We start from the raw sequence: 20,802 nt of genomic DNA on the forward strand, positions 1-20,802 counted from the left end.
TCCTTTGGGGGGTGGGAGTACCCCTTTTTGTAAATGGGGTTCCTCCCTCCCCCAATATTTGGGCTGCCGCTCCGCCCTACCCCGCCCGACGGGTGTAGATGTCGGTCACGGCCTGCACGTCGTGGCGCGAGCCGATGAACAGGGGCACGCGCTCGTGCAGCACCTGGGGCCGGATGTCCAGGATGCGGCCGGTGCCGTCGGTGGCGAGTCCCCCGGCCTGCTCGGCCAGGAAGGCCAGGGGCGAGGCTTCGCACTGCAAGCGCAGCTTGCCCTGGGGCTTTTGCGGGTCGCGCTGGTCCATGGGGTACATGAAGATGCCGCCGTACAGCAGGGTACGGTGAAAGTCGGCCACCAGCGAGCCCACGTAGCGCAGGGAATAGGGCTTGCCGCGTTCGTTGGCGGTGCCCTTGAAGTAGCCCACGGCCTCGCGGGTGGGCTCGTCCCAGTAGTGCCAGTAGGATTCGTTGACGGAGTAGATCTTGCCCCGCTCGGGGATGCGGATGTCGGGGTGCGAGAGCAGGAATTCGCCCACGGTGGGGTCCAGGGTGAAGCCGTGCACGCCCTGGCCGGTGGAATAGACCAGCATGGTGGAGGGGCCGTACAGGATGTAGCCCGCGGCCACCTGCTCGGTGCCGGCCTGGAGCACGTCCTCCATGGTGGCGTCGTCGCCCGAGGGCGACTTGCGGCGCAGGATGGAGAAGATGGTGCCGACGTTGATGTTCACGTCGATGTTGGACGAGCCGTCCAGCGGGTCGAAGATGAGGATGTAGTCGCCCCGGACGAGCTTTTCGGAGACGCGGATGACGTCGGCGTTCTCTTCCGAGCCCATGGCGCACAGCGCGCCGGAGCGCTCCATGCGGTAGATGAGCACGCGGTTGGCGAATTCGTCCAGCTTCTGCACGTTCTCGCCCTGCACGTTGACCTCGCCGGTGCCGCCCAGAACGTCCAGCAGGCCCGCCTTGTTCACGCTGCGGGCGATGATCTTGGCGGACAGGATGAGGTCGTTCAGCAGGGTGGTGAACTGGCCGGTGGCGGCGGGCGAACGCTTCTGGTGCAGCAGCAGGTGTTCGGTGACGGTGACCTCTGGCATGAGTGCTCCTGGCGGGACCGCGTCCGTGCGGCGCGGTGTGGCGATTTCCGGGCGATGCGCCCGGCGGATGGGGAAAGGCCAGAAACGGCGCGCGCCGGGACGCGCCGCCCGCCGCACGGCGGGAACGGGCACGCCCCGGCGCGACGCGAACCTTATCGGATGGCTTCTTCCTTGACCTTCTGCTCGTCCGACGCCTGCGGCGCGGGTTGGGTCAGGATGCTGCCCTCGGATTCGTCAAGCTCGGGGTAGGCGGGCTGGATCTCGGTCACAGGCTCGTGGGAAGCGCTGGCCGAACCCAGCGACGCGGCCTGCTTGAGGATGGCGAGCTGCTCCGGCTTTTCGGGGAAGCTGCCGGTCTCGGGCACGGCGAAGACCAGCGGCAGGTTGCCGAGGTAGCGCGACACCCAGTAGAAATCGCCGTTGGCGTTGGAGACGGAGCCGTAGACTTCCTTGGTCACCACGCTGCCCCAGTCGGTGGAGGCGATGGGGGTGGCCTCGGCGTCGAAGCGGCCGGGCCACATGACCTGTCCGGGCGCGGCGATCATCAGGTCCGCCGGGCTCGACGAATACGGTAGCAGGGCGCGGATGTCGAAATGGGCGATGACCAGGCCCCGGAAGTCCGACCCGCTGTACACCGGCACGCCCACGTACACTTCGGGGCCGAGGGGCGTTTCCTGCACGTAGCCGCGCAGGGCGCGCATGTTCTGCTTGGCGTCTTCCTCCAGCAGCGGGGCGAAGTCCAGCGGCTTCATGGCCGCCTCGGGCTGCTGGGCCATGACGTGGCCTTCGTTGTCCACGGCGGCAAGGCCGCTGATCCACGGAAAGCGCTGGAACATCTGCCTGGCCCATTCGGTGTCGGGCCTGCGGTCGCTGTTTTCCAGGGCGCGTTCCAGGGCGCGCAACTGGATGTCGATGCCGGCGAACCCTTCGGCAAGGCGGGCTTCGGCGGGTTCCACCTCCCCCTTGTCCTCGAGGTCGAGCTTGGCGGGAGTATTCAGATATTCACGGTAGTACCGGCGGGTGTCCTTCCAGTACTCCTTGGCCTCGTGCTTGCACCCCGTCGCCAGCAGCACGCCCAGCGCGAGCAGCAGACAGGCGGCCTTGTTGACTCGCTGCACTCTCTTTCTCCTGAATGGATCGTTGCGATCTGCGGCAGTCCGCCTGGCGCGGGGCGTGGCCCCACTCTTCCTTCACTTCTGAAGGACGCGCACGGCTGCCGCGCGGTATCCCCGCGCGTGGGTTCGATACGGATTGCGTCGCCCGCTACCCCTGGGCCCGCGCCTCCAGGCGTTCGGCCAGCGATTCGAGCATGTGGATGAGCTTGTGCTTGCCCTGCAGGGGCTGCCCCTCGTCGGCCGCCTGCTGCCGCTGGCTTCCCTCCCCTGCGGACTTGAGGCGGTTGGTGAGTTCCTGGATCACGCCGGCGATGTCGGCGCGCTCTTCGTCGCTGCCCGCGGCGGCCAGCAGTTCCTCGTAGATGTCGAGGGCGCCCTTCAGGTCACCCTGTTCGGCGAGCACCTGGGCCATGGAACGGGTACGCAGCGAAAAATGTTCTTCTTCCTCGTCCTGAGCATCGGGCGCGTCGGGCGCCACCGGAGCGGCGGGAGCAGGAGCGGAAGGAGCGGAGACGGCCTGCGGCGCGGCTGTGGAAACGGGGGAAGCGGGGGAAACAGGGGGAACGGTCGGAGCCGTGGGTGTGAAGACGGGCGCGGGGTCCGCGCCGTTGCCGCCGAGCATGGCGCGCAGGCCGTGCTCGATCACCGAGGTCCACGACAGCGCGCCCTGGGCGCCGGAACGGAACGAGGCGGCCAGGAAGGCCAGGGCCAGCGCGGTGTCGCGGCCCTTGTCCCCGGCGGCAAGGCAGGCGCTCCACGCATCCCAGAAGCCGGGATATGCGCCCAGCAGGCGGGCCAGCTTGCCCACTTCGCCGTCGCGCAGGTCGTCCCTGTGGCTGGCGTGCAGCAGTTCGATGAGGAAAAGGCGGGCTTCGATGAATTCGGGATGGCGGTCCAGCCCCTGGCGCAGGGTGGCTATGGCGTCATCGGGTTGGCCGTTTTCGGCCAGCAGGCGGGCGAGCGGAAAAAAGACCTTCGAACTCGGTTCGAGTTCAAGTACCTCTTGATACCACTCAATTTTTGCCTTCATCAGATCCGGCTCCCGGTGTGGCCGCTTCCGCCTGCGTCTCGGGGAAGATGTAGAGGATTTCGTTGTCCTTCACGAAGTTCAGCCGCTTGCGGATCATCTTTTCGACATATTTCCCGTCCGCCTGCAAGAGCCGTATTTCGCGGCTGAGGGCCAGGTTGCGGGCGTCGAGGTCCTTCAGCCGGGCCTCCATGGCGGTGCATTGCTGCTTCAGCGCCTTGTACGCCACTATGCCCTGCCCGCTCCAGACGAGACGGTACAGCAGGACGACGTTGAGGGCCAGGGAAAGGCCGATGAGCAGGCGGCGCCAGAACATCTCGGTCACTGCAACAGCCGACGCTGCTCGCCGCGTCGGCGCATGGCGGAAACCGGCCCTTTCAGTTCTTCCAGAAAATTCGCCGTGGCCCGCTCTATGCGGCGCACGTCGTCCTCGTCCAGCAGCACGGCGTCAAGCCGTTCCATGAACGACTTGAGCACGGTGAACTCCTGCATCAGTTCGCCCCCAAGCTCCAGCCGTTCCAGGTCCGGCTCCAACTCGAGGATGGTCTGCAGGCAGTTCTTCAACCTGCTGTGCAGTCCCTCGTGATCCTGCATGAATGCGTCTCCGGCCATGTGACCCGCTGCTGCGGGCTAGGCCCGTCCGGCGCCTTCCTTGAGCCAGTTTCCGTAAAATGTATACAGGTAGTTGAAGCCGGAAAATACCGTGAGAAACAACGCGATGTAAAGCATAAACTGCCCGGCGGGGTTGGGGTCCAGCCCGAACCACGGGAAGTGCAGCATCAGCGGCACCAGCGCGAACATCTGCATCACGGTCTTCATCTTGCCGAACTTGTCGGCGGCGATGACCAACCCCTCGTCGGCGGCCACGGCCCGCAGGCCGGTGACCATCAGTTCGCGCGCGATGATCACGATGGCGATCCACCCGGCGATCCAGCCCAGTTCCACCAGCATGATCAGCACCGAACCGATGAGGATCTTGTCGGCCAGCGGGTCCAGGAACTTGCCGAAGCTGGTCACCATGTTCGCCCGGCGCGCGATGTGGCCGTCGATGACATCGGTCAGCGAGGCCAGCGCGAACAGCACCACGGCCACCAGGCAGGTGATGCGGCCGGGGAACATCATCAGCACGACGATGGCGGGCACGATGAAGATGCGCGCCAGCGTGATGCGGTTGGCGAGGTTGAACATCCGCTTGAGGGGGCTTGGTTGCTGCGTCATGAGGGTGTTCCTAGCACACTTCGCCGCGCTGGCAAAGGGCGGATGGGCACCGTGCGGCGGCATGGATGCCGCGCTGGGGCGCGAAAGAGGGCCATGGACATGATGGGCGCGGAGCGCGCGGCTTCGCACGCCCCGCCGTTGCTCCGCGAATCAGGCGTGGGTGCTGGCCACGGCTTCCAGGCTGTTTTCGGACGCGGCCACGATGTTGTCGGCCAATTCCAGGAAGCCCTGCTTGGCGCGCGAATCCTCCTCCAGCATCACCACGGGCACGCCACGGTCGGCGGCCACCACGGTGGCCGGGTCCAGCGGCACCGCGCCAAGGAAGGTCAGGCCGTATTTCTCGGCCAGTTCGCGGCCGCCGCCCTTCTTGAACAGCGAGATTTCGCCGCCGCAGTGGGGACAGTACAGGCCGCTCATGTTCTCGACCACGCCCAGCACGTTGGCCTGGGCGTATTGCAGGAAGTTGATGGCCTTGCGCACGTCGGCCAGCGAGATTTCCTGCGGGGTGGTCACCACCACGCACAGGGCGTCGGGAATGGTCTTCAGCACGGTCATGTGCTCGTCGCCGGTGCCGGGGGGGGAGTCGATGAGCAGGAAGTCCAGGTCGCCCCAGTTCACGTCGGACACGAACTGGCGGATGGCCGCCGTCTTCTTGGGGCCGCGCCACAGCACCGCCGTGTCGCGGTCCTTGAGCAGCGAATCCATGGAGATGACGAACAGGTTGTCGTTGTATTTCGCGGGGTTCAGCAGGCCGCCGCGCTCGTCCGCCTCTATGCCCGCGCGCAGGCCCAGCAGGTTGGGCACGCTGGGGCCGTGGATGTCCACGTCCAGGATGCCCACCTTGTAGCCGCGCGCGGCCAGCGCGGCCGCCGTGTTCACGGTGACGGAACTCTTGCCCACGCCGCCCTTGCCGCTCATGATGAAGAGCTTGTATCTGATCCGCCCCAGCGTGGACGAGATGATCTCGTCCTGAATGGCCATGCCGGCGCTGGGCTTGCCCGTCTCGGCCTTGTTCCTGGCCGAGGGGCAGGTGCTGCACGAGGACATATGGATGCTCCTTGTCTGTGGCCGCCGGCCGGTGGCGTGGCGGGCCATGGGAATTGCGGTGCGGCGGGGCTGGCCCGCTCCGGTAAGGTAATGAATCGGGCCGCCCCGTCAAGCAAAAGCGAGGGCAAAAGCGAGGGCAAAAGCGCGCGGGCGGAAGGAGATGCGCCGGAGCGGTGTGTGCGGCAACGCACGCCCCAGGCTGGCGGCGGGGCTCGGGCAGGCAGTACCGGGGCTCAGCCGCGCCAGCCGTGCGTGCCCACCAGGTCCACGAAGGCCACGCCGCCCTTGCTTTCGCGCACCACGCGCCCGCCCTCCTTGCGCACCACCACCAGTTCCTGCATGCGCTTGCTGGCCCCCACGGGGATGACCAGGATGCCGGGGTCGGCCAACTGCTCGACGAGCGGGGCCGGAACCGCGGGCCCGCCCGCCGTGACCAGGATGCGGTCGTACGGGGCTGCCTCGGGCCAGCCCAGGGTGCCGTCGTCCAGCTTCAGCCGCACCTTGCGGTACTTCAGCGTGCGCAGCAGGTCGCGCGCGGCGGCGTGCAGTTCGCGGATGCGTTCCACCGTGTACACTTCCAGCCCCATCTCGGCCAGCACCGCGGCCTGGTAGCCGGAGCCGGTGCCGATCTCCAGCACCCGCAGGCCCGCCTGCGGCTCGATGATCTGCGACATGAGCGCCACGATGAACGGCTGCGAGATGGTCTGGCCGTGCCCGATGGGCAGGGGGTGGTCCTCGTAGGCCTGCGCGCGCAGGGCTTCCTGCACGAACAGGTGGCGCGGCACGGAACGCATGGCCGCGAGCACGGCCGGGTTGGTGATGCCGCGCGGTTCGAGTTGCTGTTTCACCATGCGCTCGCGGTTGCGCTTCATGTCGAGCATGCGCGGTCCTCTCTGGAATGGGGTGCCCTGCCGGGGCCGCATCGCGGATGCCCGCCGGTTCGCGGCCCGGCGAGACGGGCGCGCGCCTGGAGCGGCGGGCCGCCGCCGCACCCCCACAGCTCCGGCGACGCGCACGGCGTGGCGCGCCAGGCCTTGCAGGGCGGCGCGGAACGCGGTGGCGAACGCCACGGCTCGGAATGCCAGGTACGGGCGAGCGGCGGAACAAGGGCGCAAACTGTCGGGACGGGCGTTGCGAGTCGCCTCGTCCATACGGCCCCGGCATGGTTTGGAAAACAGATTTTGCCCCCGGCGTCAATCCGGACGCCCGCGCAGGCCGGGGCGACGGAACGCCGCCTGCCGCCACCTGCCACCACCAATCGGGCACGGCGCCCCGGCTGGCTTGACTTATGCGCGGAGTATGCGACACTTGCCGAAACACGCATGCGAGGGAAACCATGCTCTACGTCGGCGACCTCATGTCCACCGGCCTCTTCACCCTGAAGAAGACCGACTCGCTCCGGGCGGCGCGCTCGTTGATGCAACTGGCCCGCATCCGGCACATTCCCATCGTGGATGCCAAGGGCGACTTCCAGGGGCTGCTGACCCACCGCGACATCCTGTCCGCCACCATCTCGCGCTTCGCCGACGTGGACGAGGCGGTGCAGAACGAGATCGATTCGGGCATCCCCGTGGGCGAAATCATGCGCACCGACGTGGTACGCGTGCACCCCGACACCCTGCTGCGCGACGCGGCCGAACTGCTGCTGCACCACAAGTACGGGTGCCTGCCCGTGACCGACGGCGACCGGCTGGTGGGCATCGTGACCGAGGCGGACTTCCTGAAGCTGACCATCAGCCTGCTGGATGCCGTAGAGCATCCCTAGCGACAGGCCGCGCAACTGTTTGGACACGAGCCGCCCGGCTTTCAGGGCGGCTTTTCACTTGAAAGGATCAGGAGACATGACTGCAGCAAAGAATCTTTCCATCGTGATCGTCTTCGCGGCCCTGCTGGGGCTGCTCGGCATCGGCGGCTTCATGCTCTTCCAGGACATGGAAGGGCCGGAAGTCATCCTCTCCCCGGACACGGGGCGCGCCTCGCCGCATCAGGACCTGACCCTGACCCTGCGCGACAAGAAGTCGGGCATCCGGTCCGTCACCGTCACGGTGAAAAAGAATTCCCACTCGCTGGTCGTGCTCGACAGCGCCTTCTCCGACGGCCGCCGCGAACAGCGCGTGACCTTCAACCTGAAGGACGCGGGCCTGAAGGACGGGGCCTTCGACCTTGAAGTGCGCGCGACCGACACCTCGCTGGCCGGGTTCGGCAAGGGCAACACCACCACCAGGATCTACCCCATGCGGCTGGACACCCAGCCCCCGCGCGTTTCGGTGAAGAGCATGCCCCCCTACGTGCGGCGCGGCGGCACCGGCTCCATCCTCTACTCGGTCAACGAAGAGGTGGAACGCACCGGCGTGAAGGTGGGCGACCTGTACTTCCCGGGGTTCAGGCAGCCCAGCGGCGACTACATCTGCTTCTTCGCCTTCCCGCACTTCCTCACCGTGGCCCAGTACGCCCCGGAAATCACCGCCGTGGACCTTTCCGGCAACGCCATGGCCAGCCGCCTGGTCATCCGCCCGCTGGACAAGGCGTTCCGGCATGACAACATCAATCTTTCCGAAAGCTTCCTGGCCAGCAAGATGCCCGAGTTCGAGCAGGAGGTGCCCGGTGAGATGACCCAGCTGGAGCGCTTCCTGAAGGTGAACAGCGAACTGCGCACGGCCAACGAACGCACGCTGCTGGAAGTCGGCAAGGACACCGGGCCCGCCATGCTCTGGCACGGCGCCTTCCAGCAGTTGCCCAACTCGGCCACCAGGGCCGGGTTCGCCGACAACCGCAGCTACATCTACAACGGGCAGAAGGTGGACAACCAGACCCACCTGGGGCTGGACTTCGCCTCGCTGGCCATGGCCGAGGTGCCCGCCTCCAACAGCGGGCGGGTGGTCTTTGCCGGGCAACTGGGCATCTACGGCAACCTGGTGATCGTGGACCACGGCCTTGGCCTGCAAACCCTGTACTCGCACCTCAGCGAGATTTCGGCCAACGTGGGCCAGCAGGTGAAGAAGGGCGACATCATCGGCAAGACCGGCACCACCGGCATGGCCGGCGGCGACCACCTGCACTTCGGGGTGACCGTCAGCGGGGTGCAGGTGCAGCCCGTGGAATGGCTGGACCCGCACTGGATCGAGGACAACGTGACCTCGCGCCTGAAGTAGCGCCCGCCCTGCCCGGCCGGTTTCGCCTGGCCGGACGGCAGTCCGCATGAACGCACGGCGGGGAGTCCCAGGGCTCCCCGTCTTCTTTTGTGCCAGTGCTACCCGCCCCCCTGCTCCTGTTCCAGGAATGCCTTCAGGGCCACCGCGTTGTTGCGGGCTTCGTCCCGCGCCGCGAACAGCAGCGTGACCCGGTCCGGCCCGGCGGCCAGGCGGCGAAGTCGCTCCATATCCTCGTGCTTCGACGCGCGCAGTTCCGCATGGTAGCGCGCCAGGAATTCCGGCCACCGGTCGGGGTCGTGGCCGAACCAGCGGCGCAGGTCGTCGGACGGGGCAACGCCGCGCAGCCAGTGGTCGATGCGGGCCGCCTCGCGCGAAAGGCCGCGCGGCCACAGCCGGTCCACCAGCACGCGCAGGCCGTCTCCGCCATCCGCCGCATCAGGGGATTCGTATACCCGCCGGACATGCAGTTCGCCCATGGTCGCCTTCCTGTGCCTGATGGGTCTGAGGGGTCGTGCTCCCCATGAAATGCGACGTGGGACGGCCCGTGGCAAGAGCAGGCGGCTGCATGGGCCCGGACTTCACGCCGTGCCCCCCTGCCCCGTGTCCTTGCCCCTGCCGCACGATGGAAAACGGGCGGCCCGGAGGCCGCCCGTCGGTACATTCATTCTTTCATTCACTACCCGGCGGCATGGGCCGCACGGCGTGGGGAACCGGTCGCCACGTCTGCCACGTCTACCATTTCTTGGCGCGCTGGGCCTCCAGGGCCTTGGCCTGCTCCTCGAAGCTGGCGAACCCGGCCTGGTGCAGGGCGTCGGACACGGTGCCCGCCCAGTCCCAGGTGGCGTAGATGACCGGCTTGTGGAAGGTGGCCCGGAACTGTTCCAACTCGGAGCGGTAGAACTTTTCCTTGGGGGTTTCCAGGCTTTCGCGCAGCAGTTCGTGCAGGCGGCGCAGTTCGCCTTCGTACCAGTCCATCAGGTCTTCGGCGTGGGTGTACTTCTTGAGGATGTGGCCGTAGCCCTTTTCCTCCAGCAGCGCGCGCAGGTTGGCCAGATGCTGGTTGCGCAGCCAGGTGCCCAGTTCCGAGGTGGGGATGTTCTCGGCCTCCACCTCGGCCATGTCCAGCTTGGTCTGGTAGTAGGTGTCGGGCACCACGGAGGCGGACACGATGCCCGCGATGGCCACCAGGCCGCGCAGGATCTTGCTGTTGGACACGCCCTGGCCGCAGAAGCCCACCTTGCGGGCGCACTTCTGGCCGGTGAAGATGGTGACCAGGATGGCCCAGACCACGGCCGGATCTTCCTCGTCGTAGATGTGGCCCAGGCGCGCGTTGTCGCGGTCGGTGGCCAGCACCATCTGGGTCATGTCGTTGGAGCCGATGGAGAACCCGTCGAACTCCTCGATGAACTGCTTGGCCAGCACGGCGTTGGACGGGATTTCCGACATCTGGATCATCTTCAGGCCGTCCACGCCGCTCTTCAGCTTGTGCACCTGTTCCAGGTAGCGGCGCATGGAGCGGGCTTCTTCCAGAGTGCGTACGAAGGGCAGCATGAGTTGCAGGTTGCAGCCGCCGTACACGCCGCGCGCCAGCTTGAAGGCCTCGATTTCCCAGTCGTGCAGGTTGCGCGACACCCCGCGGAAGCCCAGCATGGGGTTGTCCTCGATCTGCTCGAACAGGTTGCCGCCCAGCAGGTTGCGGTACTCGTTCGACTTGAAGTCGGTGGTGCGGTAGACGATGTCCTTGCCGTAGAAGGCCATGGCGAACAGGGCCAGGCCCTGCGACAGGGTCTGGACGTAGTGTTCCTTGCCGGTGCGGAACCCGCGCGAGCGGATCAGGGCGCGGATCTTGTCCGGCACGGCGCGCATGTCGTCCATTTCCTTCTGCAGGCCGCTGCGCAGCCCCACCTCGTGGCGCAGGCGGGCGATCTTGGCCAGCGCGTCCTGCACGGCGGGGATGTCCTCGATGCGTTCCACCTGGGCACGCACGTTGGCCTCGATCTCGGCGCGGCGCTTCACCGTGTCGGGGTCGATGCCATTGAGCATGGCCAGTTGGTCGTCGTAGCCCATGACCACGCGCACGTGGTCCTCGAGGTCGATGGACGTCTTCAGGATGTCGATGCGCCGGGTGGCCAGTTCCACGTGCTCGTCCAGCTTGTGGTCAAGCTCGCGCATCTTGCGGTGCATGACCAGCACCTGTTCGGTGCCGCGCAGGTTCTCGCGCGAGGCCAGGGCCTCGATCTCGGCGGACAGGCCGGTGATGTGCCCCACGTACTCGCGCAGCTTCATGTCGATGGCGATGAGCCCGGCGGAAAGCTGCTCGCGCAGGATCTTGGACAGGCGGGCGTCCAGTTCGCGCAGCTTGGCCTGCACCGCGTGGTCCAGTTCGCCGCTGTCGAAGGCTTCCAGCGCCTGCGGGTGCACGCCGATGTTGCCCAGCATGAATTCCGCGCGCAGCAGGCCCACCTCGAAGTCCTCCACCTCGCGCAGGCGCGAGAGGAACATGGCCTGGCCCACGTCGGCCAGGATCAGGCCGACCTTGGTCTTGGTGGCGGGCAGCTTCGAGAGGTCCATCTCGCCGCCCACTTCGCGCAGGGGCAGCATGCCCCGGTACACCCGGCCCCGGGTGCCGTCCACGGTCACCTCCTGGCCGTCCAGGGCGCGCAGGATTTCCAGGCGCTGGATGCCGATGACGGCGGGGATGCCCAACTCGCGCGAGGTGATGGCCGCGTGGCTGGTGTCGCCGCCCACGTCGGCCAGGATGGCGGCGGCCACGCGCATGCCGGGCACCATGTCGGGGTCGGTGCGGTCGGCGGCGAGGATGTCGCCCTTGTTGATCTTGTTCAGTTCCAGCGCCGAGCGCAGGAACTTCACCCTGCCCTGCCCGGCCCCGCGCGACGCGCCGTTGCCTTCCAGCAGCACTTCGGCCTGGGCGGCCGCCTTGGGGTCCACCTCGCGGCGGCGCATGAAGATGGTGTGCGGGTGCTTTTCCAACTCTTCGTTCCAGCGGGTCTCGGGGCGGGCCTGCACGAACCACAGCCGGTCGGCCGAGTCGATGCAGAATTCGGTGTCCATGATCATGCCGCCGTAGGCGCGGCTGATGGCGCGCACGCCCTTGGCCACCTGCTCGGCCTGGGCCAGCGAGAGCGACCAGCGGTAGGCCTCGATCTCCGGAACCGAAACCTTCTTGGTGCCGCCCTTCTCGTCGTAGACGATCTTCTTGTCCTTGCAGCCCATCTGGCGGATGACCACCTCGGGCCCGTCGTCACGCTGGAAGACGTAGAACTTGTCCGGGGTGACCATGCCGCCCACCACGGCCTCGCCGAGGCCGTAGCTGGCGTCCATGCCCACCAGGTCCTTGCGCGCGGTGCCCCGGCAGCCGGTGGCGGTGTCCGCGCTGAAGGCCGTGCCGGAAATGACCGGGTTGATCATGCGCATGATGCACACCGAGAGCGAGGTGTTCTCGATGGCCCATTCCTGCTTGGCCTTGATGGCGATGGATTCGTCGCCCGTGGCTTCGGCACGGGCCTGGGCGTCCAGGATCGCCTCGCGGCGGTAGGTCATGGAGCGCAGGTTGTAGGCCGACGCGCAGTCCCAGTGGTAGGCGGCGGACACGCGGCTTTCGCCCACGATGTTCAGGTAGGTGTCCTGCAACCCGGCGAAGGCCTTCTTGCGCGAGTCCTCGCCGGCGGCGGAGGACCGCACGGCCACGGGCACGTCTTCGGCGCCCGCCTCCTTGCAGATGGAGCGGTAGGCCTCGCGCACGCATTCGTCCACGGCCTTGGGCAGTTCCACGCACAGGATGCCCGCCTGCACCAGCACCGAGCGCTTGCGTAACTGGTCGATGCCTTCCGGCGAGGTGGCGAAGCCTTCCACCACGTTGTTGACGAAGGTGCGCAGCTTGATCTGGGTCTGGTCCGGCTTGGCGGATGCCTGGGCGCGGATTTCCTTGGCCAGGTTGCGGACGAACTTCTGGAGGAACTCCGAGTCCTTGTTGATCTCGGGGTCGTTCCAGTCGATGCGGTTGTATTCCTTGTCCACGGTGGCGCGGACGAGCGAGGCGTTGACCCTGGTTTCGTCGAGCAGCATGTGGAATGCCTGCGACGATATGGCGCGGAACTCGGGTGCGCGGATTCCTTCCACCTGGCTGATGATGGCGGTGTTGTAGTTCTTGCCGCCGACCAGCAGTTCGGCGTCGTCGCCGATGCGCACGATGTCGGCGCCGGTCAGCACCAGCTTCTTGGTGAGTTCGGAAATCTCGGCGCCAGCCTTGGCGGCCTTGGCCGCGGGCTTTTCAACCGGAGTTTTGCCCATTCGTGAATCCTCCTGTGGGGGATAGAAACGCTTGCCTGAAGGTCCGATACCCGAAAACGACGGTCTTGTCCCTCGCGCCGAAGCGCGGTGGTCAACCCGTGGGCATCATGCAGGGGGCTGGCATGGGGTGCCGGTCTCCTTATGGTGGGTTCTCGCATCGTCGCCCGCGGCCCCTTGCGCAAGCCGGGCCGGGCGGTGCCTGATACAGCCGGAAGATGTGGAGCCCGCGCGCGGCCCGGACCTGCGGCCGGTGGCCGCGCGCGGGATGTTTCCTACGGGTTCAGCGGTTCGCCACAGTACGGGCAGAAGTCGATGCCCTCCATGGTGATGGGCCGCGAGCACGCCACGTTGGGGCAGGTGCGCGGGATGGGCCCGAGCTCCACGATCAGTTCGCCCTCGCGGACGGGGATCATCTGCTTGCTTTCGCGGTAGTCGGCGGTCTTCAGCACGCGCCTGACCATGCCGGCGACCGGGGCCAGCACCGCCTTTTCCTGCTTCATGATGGAGATGTTGAACAACTCCTCGCCCTGCTTCACCACGTCGCCGGGGTGCACGTACATCACCCACAGGTCGCCGTTGCTGGGCGCGGCCACGTGCAGCGGGTTGGACGGGTCGGCCTTTTCCGTGCCCTTGGCGTCGGCGATGGCGGCCTTGGCCACCTGCACCTCGCAGCTCATGAACTCGGAGTCCAGCACGTAGCGCACCACGCTCATGCCCGCCTCGTTGGGGCGCGATATGCTGAGCAGCGCCAGATGGTGCGGCTTGCCGTTGGCGTCGAGGAAGTTCAGGTCCTCGCCGGGGGCGATGCCCTCGAACCACACGTCCAGCGGCAGGCTGTTGGGGTTGCCGAAGCGGGCCCGCAACTGGATGGTCTTGATGGCGTCGCCGGGGTGGTTCAGGTAGAGGACGAACTCCTCTTCCGAGGGCTTGCGGCGCATGATCTCGACATAGCCGCGCTCTTCCGCCGCAAGGTCCATGTCGGCCAGCGAATCCAGCGGCGACACCTCGGTGCGCGAGGCGATGGCCTTCTTCCACTCGTTGCCGAAGGCGCTTTCGTACACCCAGTCGGCCGGGAAGCCGAGGGGCAGCTTGCCGAAACGGCCCAGCAGCAGGTTGCGGAAGGCGTCGTTGCAGTCCTGGTAGATGGACAGGCGGGCCTTGCGCATCTCTGCCGAAAGGTCGGCCTCGTCGTGCCGGGCCACGTGGTCCAGCACTTCCAGCAGGTAGCGCACCTCTTCCTCGCCGCCGCGCTTGTAGGCGTTGGTCACGGCCAGGAAGGCGGTGTTCCAGGTCACCTGCGAGCCGGGCGTCACGTCGTGGTAGCGCACGATCTTGCGGGTGCCCGCCAGGAACTTGAGCATGTACGGCAGAAGGTGGATGTACCCCTGCTTCATGGCCCCTTCCTGCGACGACGAGGTGGCCCCGCCGGGCATGGCGTGCTCGACCACGTCGTGGTCGATGCCCTGGAAGTACGGCGCGCAGTAGCGGTCGTAGTACGGCATGATCTGCTTGAGCACGAAGTTGCAGTCGCGGATCATGTTCTTGTTCAGGTTGGTCTTCAGGCCCAGCTCGTCCTCGATGTAGGCGGCCGTGGCCAGCACGTCGCCCTGCCCGTACGAGCGCACCGAAGCCCCCAGGGCCGTGTCCACGATGTGCGCGCCCGCCTTGGCCGCCGCGCCCACCGAGGGCACGAACAGGCCGTCGGTGTAGTGGCGGTGGTAGTGCAGCACCAGCGAGGGCCAGCGCTTGCGCAAGGCGGTGACCAGGGCGGTCATGAACCGGGGCGGGCACATGCCCGCCATGTCCTTGAGGCCCAGGATGATCATCCTGGCGGCCTGATCGGGGCCGACCCCGGCCACGCTGCCCGCCATGCGCAGCACTTCCTCGGTGACGCCGAGGTAATGGTCCACGTCGAAGCCCTTGGACCACGACAGCGACAGCGCGGGCTCGAAAACCACGTCGGTGCGGTTCAGCGCCACTTCGGCGAAGGGCCGCATGTTCTCGATGTGGTTCAGGAAGTCGAAGCAGCGGATGACGTGGTGGTTGTCGCACACCATCTCGCCGGTCATGCGCATGAGGTTCTTGGGCTGCGGCTTGTAGCCCAGCACGTTGGTGGAGCGGATCAGGATCTGCTTCAGCGTCTTGGGCGCGAAGCGGTTCCATTCCTTCGCTTCCGAGAACGGGTAGGTCATGTTGGCCAGGAGCGCCACGTGGAAGTGGGCGCCGCCGCCGTTCTCGATGGAGAAGAACCCGCAGTTGTCCAGGTACGGGCCGATCAGCGCGTCCTCGGCCAGCCGGAAGCGGTTGCCGCTGTTGGACTGGGTCATGTCGCGGGGGGTGGTGTCGGTGAAGTGCACGTGGCCCGCGTCGCGCAGGTAGTCCAGCAGCGCGGTGCGGTCGCCGGTGGGGTACGGCGAGGGCGCGCGGCGCACGGCGCCGGGGATGTGCGGCAGCACCGGCTCGAAGCGGGGCATGCGCGGGGTTTCGCGGGTGCGGTATTCACCCAGCTGCACGTAGGGGTTGTAGCCCTTGGCCGAAATCTCGGCCACCAGCCGGGCCAGGCGTTCCGCCTCGGGGGCGAGGTCGGAGTAGCACATCAGTTCCGGCGTGTTGGCGATGAAGTTGGTGTCCAGGTCGCCCGCGCGGAACTTGGGGTGCTTCAGCACCTGCTTGTAGAACGGGATGGTGGTCTTGATGCCGCCGATGACGTACTCGCCGAGGCAGCGCTCCATGATGCCGAGCACCTTCTCCCAGCCCTGCCCGTAGGCGATGAGCAGCGAGCCCGCCGAGTCGTAGTTGGACGGAAACTCGTAGCCCGCGCACATGTTCGAGTCCAGGCGCACGCCGGGGCCGCCGGGCGACACGTAGCGGCTGACCAGGCCCGAGTTGGGGGCGAAATGGTTCTGCGGGTCCTCGCAGTTGATGCGCACCTGCATGGCCACGTGCTGCGGGGTGGTGTTCTCTTCGGTGAAGCGCAGCCTGGCCCCGAAGGCCACGGCGATCTGCTCCTCCACCAGGTCGATGCCGTAGCGGCATTCGGTGATGCCGTGCTCCACCTGGAGGCGGGTGTTGACCTCGATGAGGTACGGGGTGCCGTCGGCGGTGACCAGGAATTCCACGGTGCACAGCGAATGGTAGCCCACCTCGCGCACCAGCATGCGCGAGTATTCCTTCAGCCGTTCGCGCAGTTCCGGGGTGATGCCCGCCCACGGCGAGGGCGTGATCTCGATGAGCTTCTGGTGGTTGCGCTGCACGGTACAGTCGCGTTCGTCAAAGGCGAACACGTTGCCGTACATGTCGGCGATGACCTGGATTTCGATGTGGCGCACCGAGGGCAGGTACTTTTCCACGTACAGGCGCGGGTTGCCGAACGAGGCCTGGGCCATGGTGGACGCCTTCATGAAGGCGTCGGAAAGCTCTTCCGCGCGATGGATGGCGAAGATGCCCCGGCCGCCGCCGCCGCCTTCGGCCTTGAGCATGACCGGCAGGCCGATCTCGTCGATGATGGTGCGCGCGGTGGGAATGTCCACGGCCCCTTCGGAACCGGGAACCACGGGGATATCCAGCTTCTTCGCCAGCTTGCGGACCTGCACCTTGTTGCCGAGCAGGTTCATGGCCTCTGCCGTGGACCCGATGAAGGTCAGCCCGGCGGCCGTGCACTTGGCGGGGAAGCGTTCGTCTTCGGAGGCGAAGCCCCATCCGGGATGGATGGCGACGATGCCGCGCTGTTTGGCCAGCGCGATGATGTGGTCGATGTCCAGATACGCTCTGGGGTCGGAGCCGAGCAGCAGGAGTTCCTGCGCTGCGGAGGCGGCCGGAGAGGTCTTGTCGATGTCGGTGGCGGTCATCACGGCCACGGCATCGAAGCGTTCACGGATGGAACGGCAGATGCGGCGGGCCGGGATGCCCCGGTTGGCCACCAGAATCGCCTTGCCCCTCACCTCTTCCAACACCTGCTCGAAGGTCTTGATGCCCATCTAATCCTCGGTATCCTGGCTGTCCGGCCCGCAACGGGCGACCGGAATTGACGTGCGCGCATGCGCGGGGCGCATGGAATACGGATCACGAAGGTATGGGCGTGATGCTGCCGGAGCGGAGTATGTGTTCCCTGCCCGAAATGACAATCCGCAGGCCCCCCTGCGGTTCGAGTCCAAGAATCCTGCCCGGACAGTCACCCACATCGCCACCGTGAACCACAACCCCACGGCCTACCCAGGCAAGATGCTTTTCCGCGCACGATACGAAATCGGCCCCACCGGCGCGTAGAACTTGCGCTTCATAGCAGAAAAGCGCACCACCCACAAGATGGCGCCACAGCGTCAACGGCGTGGCGGAAATGTCGCGGTCGGCCAGGCTGGCGGCGGGCACGGCCCAGCCCTGGCGCAGGGCCTGGGGCGGCGGGGACGACACCAGGTTGATGCCGATGCCCGCCAGCACCACCCCGCGCCGCTCCTCGATCAACATGCCGCCGATCTTGGCGTCCGCCAGCAACAGGTCGTTGGGCCATTTCAACTGCACGGGAACGCCCAGCGTGGCGAAAGCCTCCGCGAACATGCAGCCCAGCGCGATGGCCGCCGCTTGCGTGGCGAACACCCCGGCGGCGGGCAGCCGCCACGCGGCGTAGATGTTGCCCGGCGGCGATTCCCACGGGCGGCGCAACTGTCCCCGCCCGGCGCGCTGCGATACGGCCAGCACCGCGCCCCACTCGGGCAGGGCTCCGGCGGCGGCCAGGGCGTGGGCCACGTCCAGGCTGGAGGTGCACGGCCCGCAGACGATCACCGGGGGACGGAGGGGGACGGAAGATGCGGGAGCGGTGGAAAAGGGGGCGGAGGAGGAACCGGAAGGCGCGCCGGGGGAGGCTGCGGCGGGGGCGGACGCGGATGCGGCGGATGGGGCGGACGCGCCCTGCCCTTCACGGGAAATAGTCACGCCGGGGAGGCCGGGCAAGGCCGCCAGCATGGGCACGGACCCCACGGTGACCGGGACGAAACCGGCGCAGGCGGCCAGGTCGTCCCGCCAGCCGGGCAGGCCGCGCAGGATTTCGGGCGGCAGCGGGTCGGCCATCCAGCGGGGGGCGGCGTCCGCTTCGGGACCGGGCGCGGTGGCGGATGGCGGCAGGGGCAGCCCTTCGTGCAACAGGTGCGCAACAGGGGCACCCTGCCCCGCCGGGCTGGCCGTGTGGCGGACGGCGTGGTCATTGCTGCTGGACATGGCACCTTCCGGCACGGGGCGGAGGTTTTTCCCACGGGGCGGGGATGTTGCGAAGCCGGGCGCATTTCCGTCCGGGGTGAAATGGAGTACGCTTGGCCCATGAAGACGTATCTGGTGGGCGGAGCCGTGCGCGACCTGCTGCTGGGCAGGCCGGTGCGCGAACACGACGTGGCCTTCGAGGGCGACGCGGCGTGTTTTGTACGGCAGAACCCCGGTGCCCGCAAGGTTGGCCGCGACGTGGACGTGTATCTCGTGGACGGCGTGGAGCACATGCCCCTGCGCGGCACGCTGGACGAGGATCTGGCCGCCCGCGATTTCACCGTCAATGCCCTGGCCATGACCGAGGCGGGGCTGGTGCACGCGCATCCGCAGGCGCTGCAAGACCTCGCGCACCGGGTGCTGCGCCCGGCATCGCCCACGGCGCTGGCCGACAGCCCGGTGCGGGCGTTCCGCGCCGCGCGCTTCGCCGCGCAGTTTCCCGATTTCTCGGTGCACCCGGAAACCCTGGCCCAGATGCGCGCAGTGGCCGCCAGCGGCGCGCTGGACGCCCTGCCCGCCGAGCAGGTATGCCGCGAAACCCTGAAGGCCCTGGCCGCGCCCTGCCCCGGCCGCTACCTGAAGGTGCTGCACGCGGGCAACTGCCTGTTGCCGTGGTTCGCCGAACTGGCGGAGGCCGACGCGGTTCCGGCCGGACCCGCGCGGTACCATGCGGGGTCGGTGCTGGACCACGTGGCGCGGGTTATGGATATGGCCGCCGTGCTGGCGGCGCACGAACCGGACGGCGCGCCGCCGCTGCGCCCGGAACTGGTGACCTGGATGGCCCTGTGCCACGACCTCGGCAAGGTGATCACGGCCACGGACGTGTTGCCGCACCATTACGGCCACGAGGAGCGCGGCGTGGCGCTGGCGCATGCGCTGGGCGCGCGGCTGTCCATGCCCAACCGGTTCATCGAGGCGGGCGGGATGGCGGCCCGGCTGCACATGCGTCTGGCCCGCCATGGCGAACTGCGGCCCGGCACGCGGGTGGACCTGCTGCTGGAACTGCACCTGCGCGGGCTACTGCCCGCCATGCGGCTGCTGGTGCTGGCCGACGGCACCGGCAAGGGCATGGACACCGGCCCCGATTGCGCGCTGCGCCGGGCGGAGGATGCGGCGGCCGTGACGCCAGACCGGGCGCCTGCCGCCATGACCGTGGCGGCATCACCGTCCGCTTCCGGCACCGGCGATGCCCTCGCGCCGTACGACCCGCCGCGCATTCCCGATGCCTGCCTGTCCCGGCTGGAAGCGCTGCGCCGCCGCACCGAGGCGGAACTGGCAGCCCTGCTGGCCGTGAAGCTGCCGCCGGAACTGCGCAACAAGGGCGCCGCCTCGGGCGCGCACCTGCGCGAACTGCGCAGCATGGCCCTTGCCCGGCTGGACGGGCGGGCCGACCGGGACTGACCGGCCACGCCCCGACGGTCCCCGGCGCGGCTACCCCTCTCCCGTTCCGCCACGCAATGCACCGCAGGGCCGCCGCTCCGCCTCCGCCAACGCAAAAGGCCCGGCGACAGATGCCGCCGGGCCCGAATGCGCATAATGCCGAACCGCTTCGACTAGCCCTTGAAGGCCTTTTCGAAGTTGGGGACGACCTGCTTCTTGCGGCTCATCACGCCGTCGAGCCACACCGACTTGCCTTCGGCCTTCACGCCGAACGCCTTTTCGACCACGGCGGCGTCGTCCGAAACGATCAGCATTTCGGAACCTTCCTTCATGATGTCGGTCAGCAGCAGGAACACCGAGTGGCGGCCTTCGCCCTTCACGCGGGTGATTTCCTCGTACAGGCCGGCCTTCACGGGCTCGAGGATGGACAGGTCCACCACTTCCAGCTGGCCGATGCCGACCTTGTTGCCGCCCATGTCGAAGTCCTTGTAGTCGCGGAAGACCAGGTCCTTCATGGACGCGCCTTCAACGGCGGACTTCACCTTGAACATTTCCATGCCCAGGGCCATCACGTCGGACACGCCCGCGATCTTGGCAAGGGCCTCGACGGCCTTCTTGTCTTCGGGGGTGCAGGTGACGGACTTGAACATGACGGTGTCGGACAGGATGGCGCACAGCAGGCCGCCGGCGATGGCCTTGGGCACCTCGATGCCGTAGAAGTCGTACATCGCCTTGATCACGGTACAGGAGCAGCCCACCGGCCACACCCACATTTCCAGCGGGTTGGGGGTGGTCACGTCGCCCAGCTTGTGGTGGTCCACCACGCCGAGCAGTTCGGCGTCGGACAGGTCGGCGGGCAGCTGCGCGCGCTCGGTGGTGTCGACCAGGATGACCTTCTGGCCAGCCACGGAGGTCACCACTTCGGGGGCCTTCAGGCCGAACTTGCCGAGAACGAATTCGGTTTCGGGGGTGCACGCACCCTGAGCGACGGGCTTGGCTTCGATGCCGCGCTTGGTCATCAGGTCGGCAACGCCGATGGCGGCGATGATGGAGTCGGTATCGGGGTTCATGTGACCAAGGACAAGAGCTGCCATGTCGGTTTTCCTCCGTTGCATGTGGCATTGGGGTTTGGTGCTGCGAGTAGCTCGCATGCTGCTGCGAAATTGTTTGTGCCAAATAGCACAAACATTCCCGGCTGCCAAGTACCCCCGG

The 20,802-nt window shown here is 67.4% G+C and carries 16 protein-coding genes; 3 read left to right on the forward strand and 13 right to left on the reverse strand.

Annotation, left to right across the window (positions count from 1 at the left end; genetic code table 11):
- Positions 1 to 76: 76 nt before the first annotated feature.
- From fbp to V6B97_RS14450, 8 genes are all read right to left on the reverse strand, one after another.
- The gene (fbp, locus tag V6B97_RS14415) at positions 77 to 1,090 is read right to left on the reverse strand and encodes a class 1 fructose-bisphosphatase (RefSeq protein ID WP_333507209.1); all 1,014 of its coding nucleotides are present in this window, start codon (positions 1,088 to 1,090) and stop codon (positions 77 to 79) included.
- A 152-nt stretch (positions 1,091 to 1,242) separates the two neighbouring features.
- Positions 1,243 to 2,208 (reverse strand): hypothetical protein, encoded by a 966-nt coding sequence (locus V6B97_RS14420; RefSeq protein ID WP_333507210.1) that lies wholly within the window; start codon positions 2,206 to 2,208, stop codon positions 1,243 to 1,245.
- A 145-nt stretch (positions 2,209 to 2,353) separates the two neighbouring features.
- On the reverse strand, positions 2,354 to 3,235 hold the full coding sequence (locus tag V6B97_RS14425) for a tetratricopeptide repeat protein (protein WP_333507211.1): 882 nt from the start codon (positions 3,233 to 3,235) through the stop codon (positions 2,354 to 2,356).
- Positions 3,219 to 3,548: an FtsB family cell division protein gene (locus V6B97_RS14430; RefSeq protein WP_333507212.1), complete on the reverse strand. Its 330-nt coding sequence runs from the start codon at positions 3,546 to 3,548 to the stop codon at positions 3,219 to 3,221. Before V6B97_RS14430 ends, V6B97_RS14425 begins: the two co-directional genes overlap by 17 nt.
- A 5-nt stretch (positions 3,549 to 3,553) precedes the next feature.
- A complete protein-coding gene (locus V6B97_RS14435; RefSeq protein WP_012611558.1) occupies positions 3,554 to 3,826 on the reverse strand; it encodes a hypothetical protein in 273 nt (90 codons plus the stop codon).
- Between the two features lie 36 nt (positions 3,827 to 3,862).
- Positions 3,863 to 4,420 carry a CDP-diacylglycerol--glycerol-3-phosphate 3-phosphatidyltransferase gene (pgsA, locus tag V6B97_RS14440; protein ID WP_333507244.1) on the reverse strand — a complete coding sequence of 186 codons (558 nt, stop codon included), beginning with the start codon at positions 4,418 to 4,420 and terminating at the stop codon, positions 3,863 to 3,865.
- Positions 4,421 to 4,600: 180 nt separating this feature from the next.
- Positions 4,601 to 5,497: an Mrp/NBP35 family ATP-binding protein gene (locus V6B97_RS14445; RefSeq protein ID WP_333507213.1), complete on the reverse strand. Its 897-nt coding sequence runs from the start codon at positions 5,495 to 5,497 to the stop codon at positions 4,601 to 4,603.
- Between the two features lie 233 nt (positions 5,498 to 5,730).
- A complete protein-coding gene (locus V6B97_RS14450) occupies positions 5,731 to 6,378 on the reverse strand; it encodes a protein-L-isoaspartate(D-aspartate) O-methyltransferase (RefSeq protein ID WP_333507214.1) in 648 nt (215 codons plus the stop codon).
- Positions 6,379 to 6,833: 455 nt separating this feature from the next.
- On the opposite strand from V6B97_RS14450, the gene V6B97_RS14455 reads away from it, so the two are divergent.
- Positions 6,834 to 7,262 carry a CBS domain-containing protein gene (locus V6B97_RS14455; protein WP_333507215.1) on the forward strand — a complete coding sequence of 143 codons (429 nt, stop codon included), beginning with the start codon at positions 6,834 to 6,836 and terminating at the stop codon, positions 7,260 to 7,262.
- Positions 7,263 to 7,338: 76 nt separating this feature from the next.
- Entirely contained in the window at positions 7,339 to 8,649 is a 1,311-nt protein-coding gene (locus V6B97_RS14460) for a M23 family metallopeptidase (protein ID WP_333507216.1), read from the forward strand.
- A 98-nt stretch (positions 8,650 to 8,747) separates the two neighbouring features.
- On the opposite strand, the gene V6B97_RS14465 is transcribed toward V6B97_RS14460, so the two are convergent.
- The 4 genes from V6B97_RS14465 to V6B97_RS14480 all read right to left on the reverse strand — a co-directional run bounded on the left by V6B97_RS14465 (position 8,748) and on the right by V6B97_RS14480 (position 18,171).
- A complete protein-coding gene (locus V6B97_RS14465; protein WP_333507217.1) occupies positions 8,748 to 9,125 on the reverse strand; it encodes a DUF488 domain-containing protein in 378 nt (125 codons plus the stop codon).
- Between the two features lie 256 nt (positions 9,126 to 9,381).
- On the reverse strand, positions 9,382 to 12,960 hold the full coding sequence (locus V6B97_RS14470; RefSeq protein ID WP_333507218.1) for a PEP/pyruvate-binding domain-containing protein: 3,579 nt from the start codon (positions 12,958 to 12,960) through the stop codon (positions 9,382 to 9,384).
- Between the two features lie 272 nt (positions 12,961 to 13,232).
- Positions 13,233 to 16,937, reverse strand: coding sequence for a pyruvate carboxylase (locus V6B97_RS14475; protein ID WP_333507219.1), 3,705 nt, complete (start codon positions 16,935 to 16,937; stop codon positions 13,233 to 13,235).
- 85 nt (positions 16,938 to 17,022) lie between these two features.
- The gene (locus tag V6B97_RS14480) at positions 17,023 to 18,171 is read right to left on the reverse strand and encodes a biotin--[acetyl-CoA-carboxylase] ligase (RefSeq protein ID WP_333507220.1); all 1,149 of its coding nucleotides are present in this window, start codon (positions 18,169 to 18,171) and stop codon (positions 17,023 to 17,025) included.
- Positions 18,172 to 18,270: 99 nt separating this feature from the next.
- On the opposite strand from V6B97_RS14480, the gene V6B97_RS14485 reads away from it, so the two are divergent.
- Positions 18,271 to 19,611, forward strand: coding sequence for an HD domain-containing protein (locus tag V6B97_RS14485; protein WP_333507221.1), 1,341 nt, complete (start codon positions 18,271 to 18,273; stop codon positions 19,609 to 19,611).
- A gap of 152 nt (positions 19,612 to 19,763) precedes the next feature.
- Here V6B97_RS14485 and V6B97_RS14490 read toward each other — a convergent pair whose 3' ends face one another.
- Positions 19,764 to 20,684: a manganese-dependent inorganic pyrophosphatase gene (locus V6B97_RS14490; RefSeq protein ID WP_333507222.1), complete on the reverse strand. Its 921-nt coding sequence runs from the start codon at positions 20,682 to 20,684 to the stop codon at positions 19,764 to 19,766.
- Positions 20,685 to 20,802: the final 118 nt, after the last annotated feature.

Source organism: Nitratidesulfovibrio sp. 1201_IL3209, assembly GCF_036763125.1.
Lineage (GTDB): Bacteria > Desulfobacterota > Desulfovibrionia > Desulfovibrionales > Desulfovibrionaceae > Cupidesulfovibrio.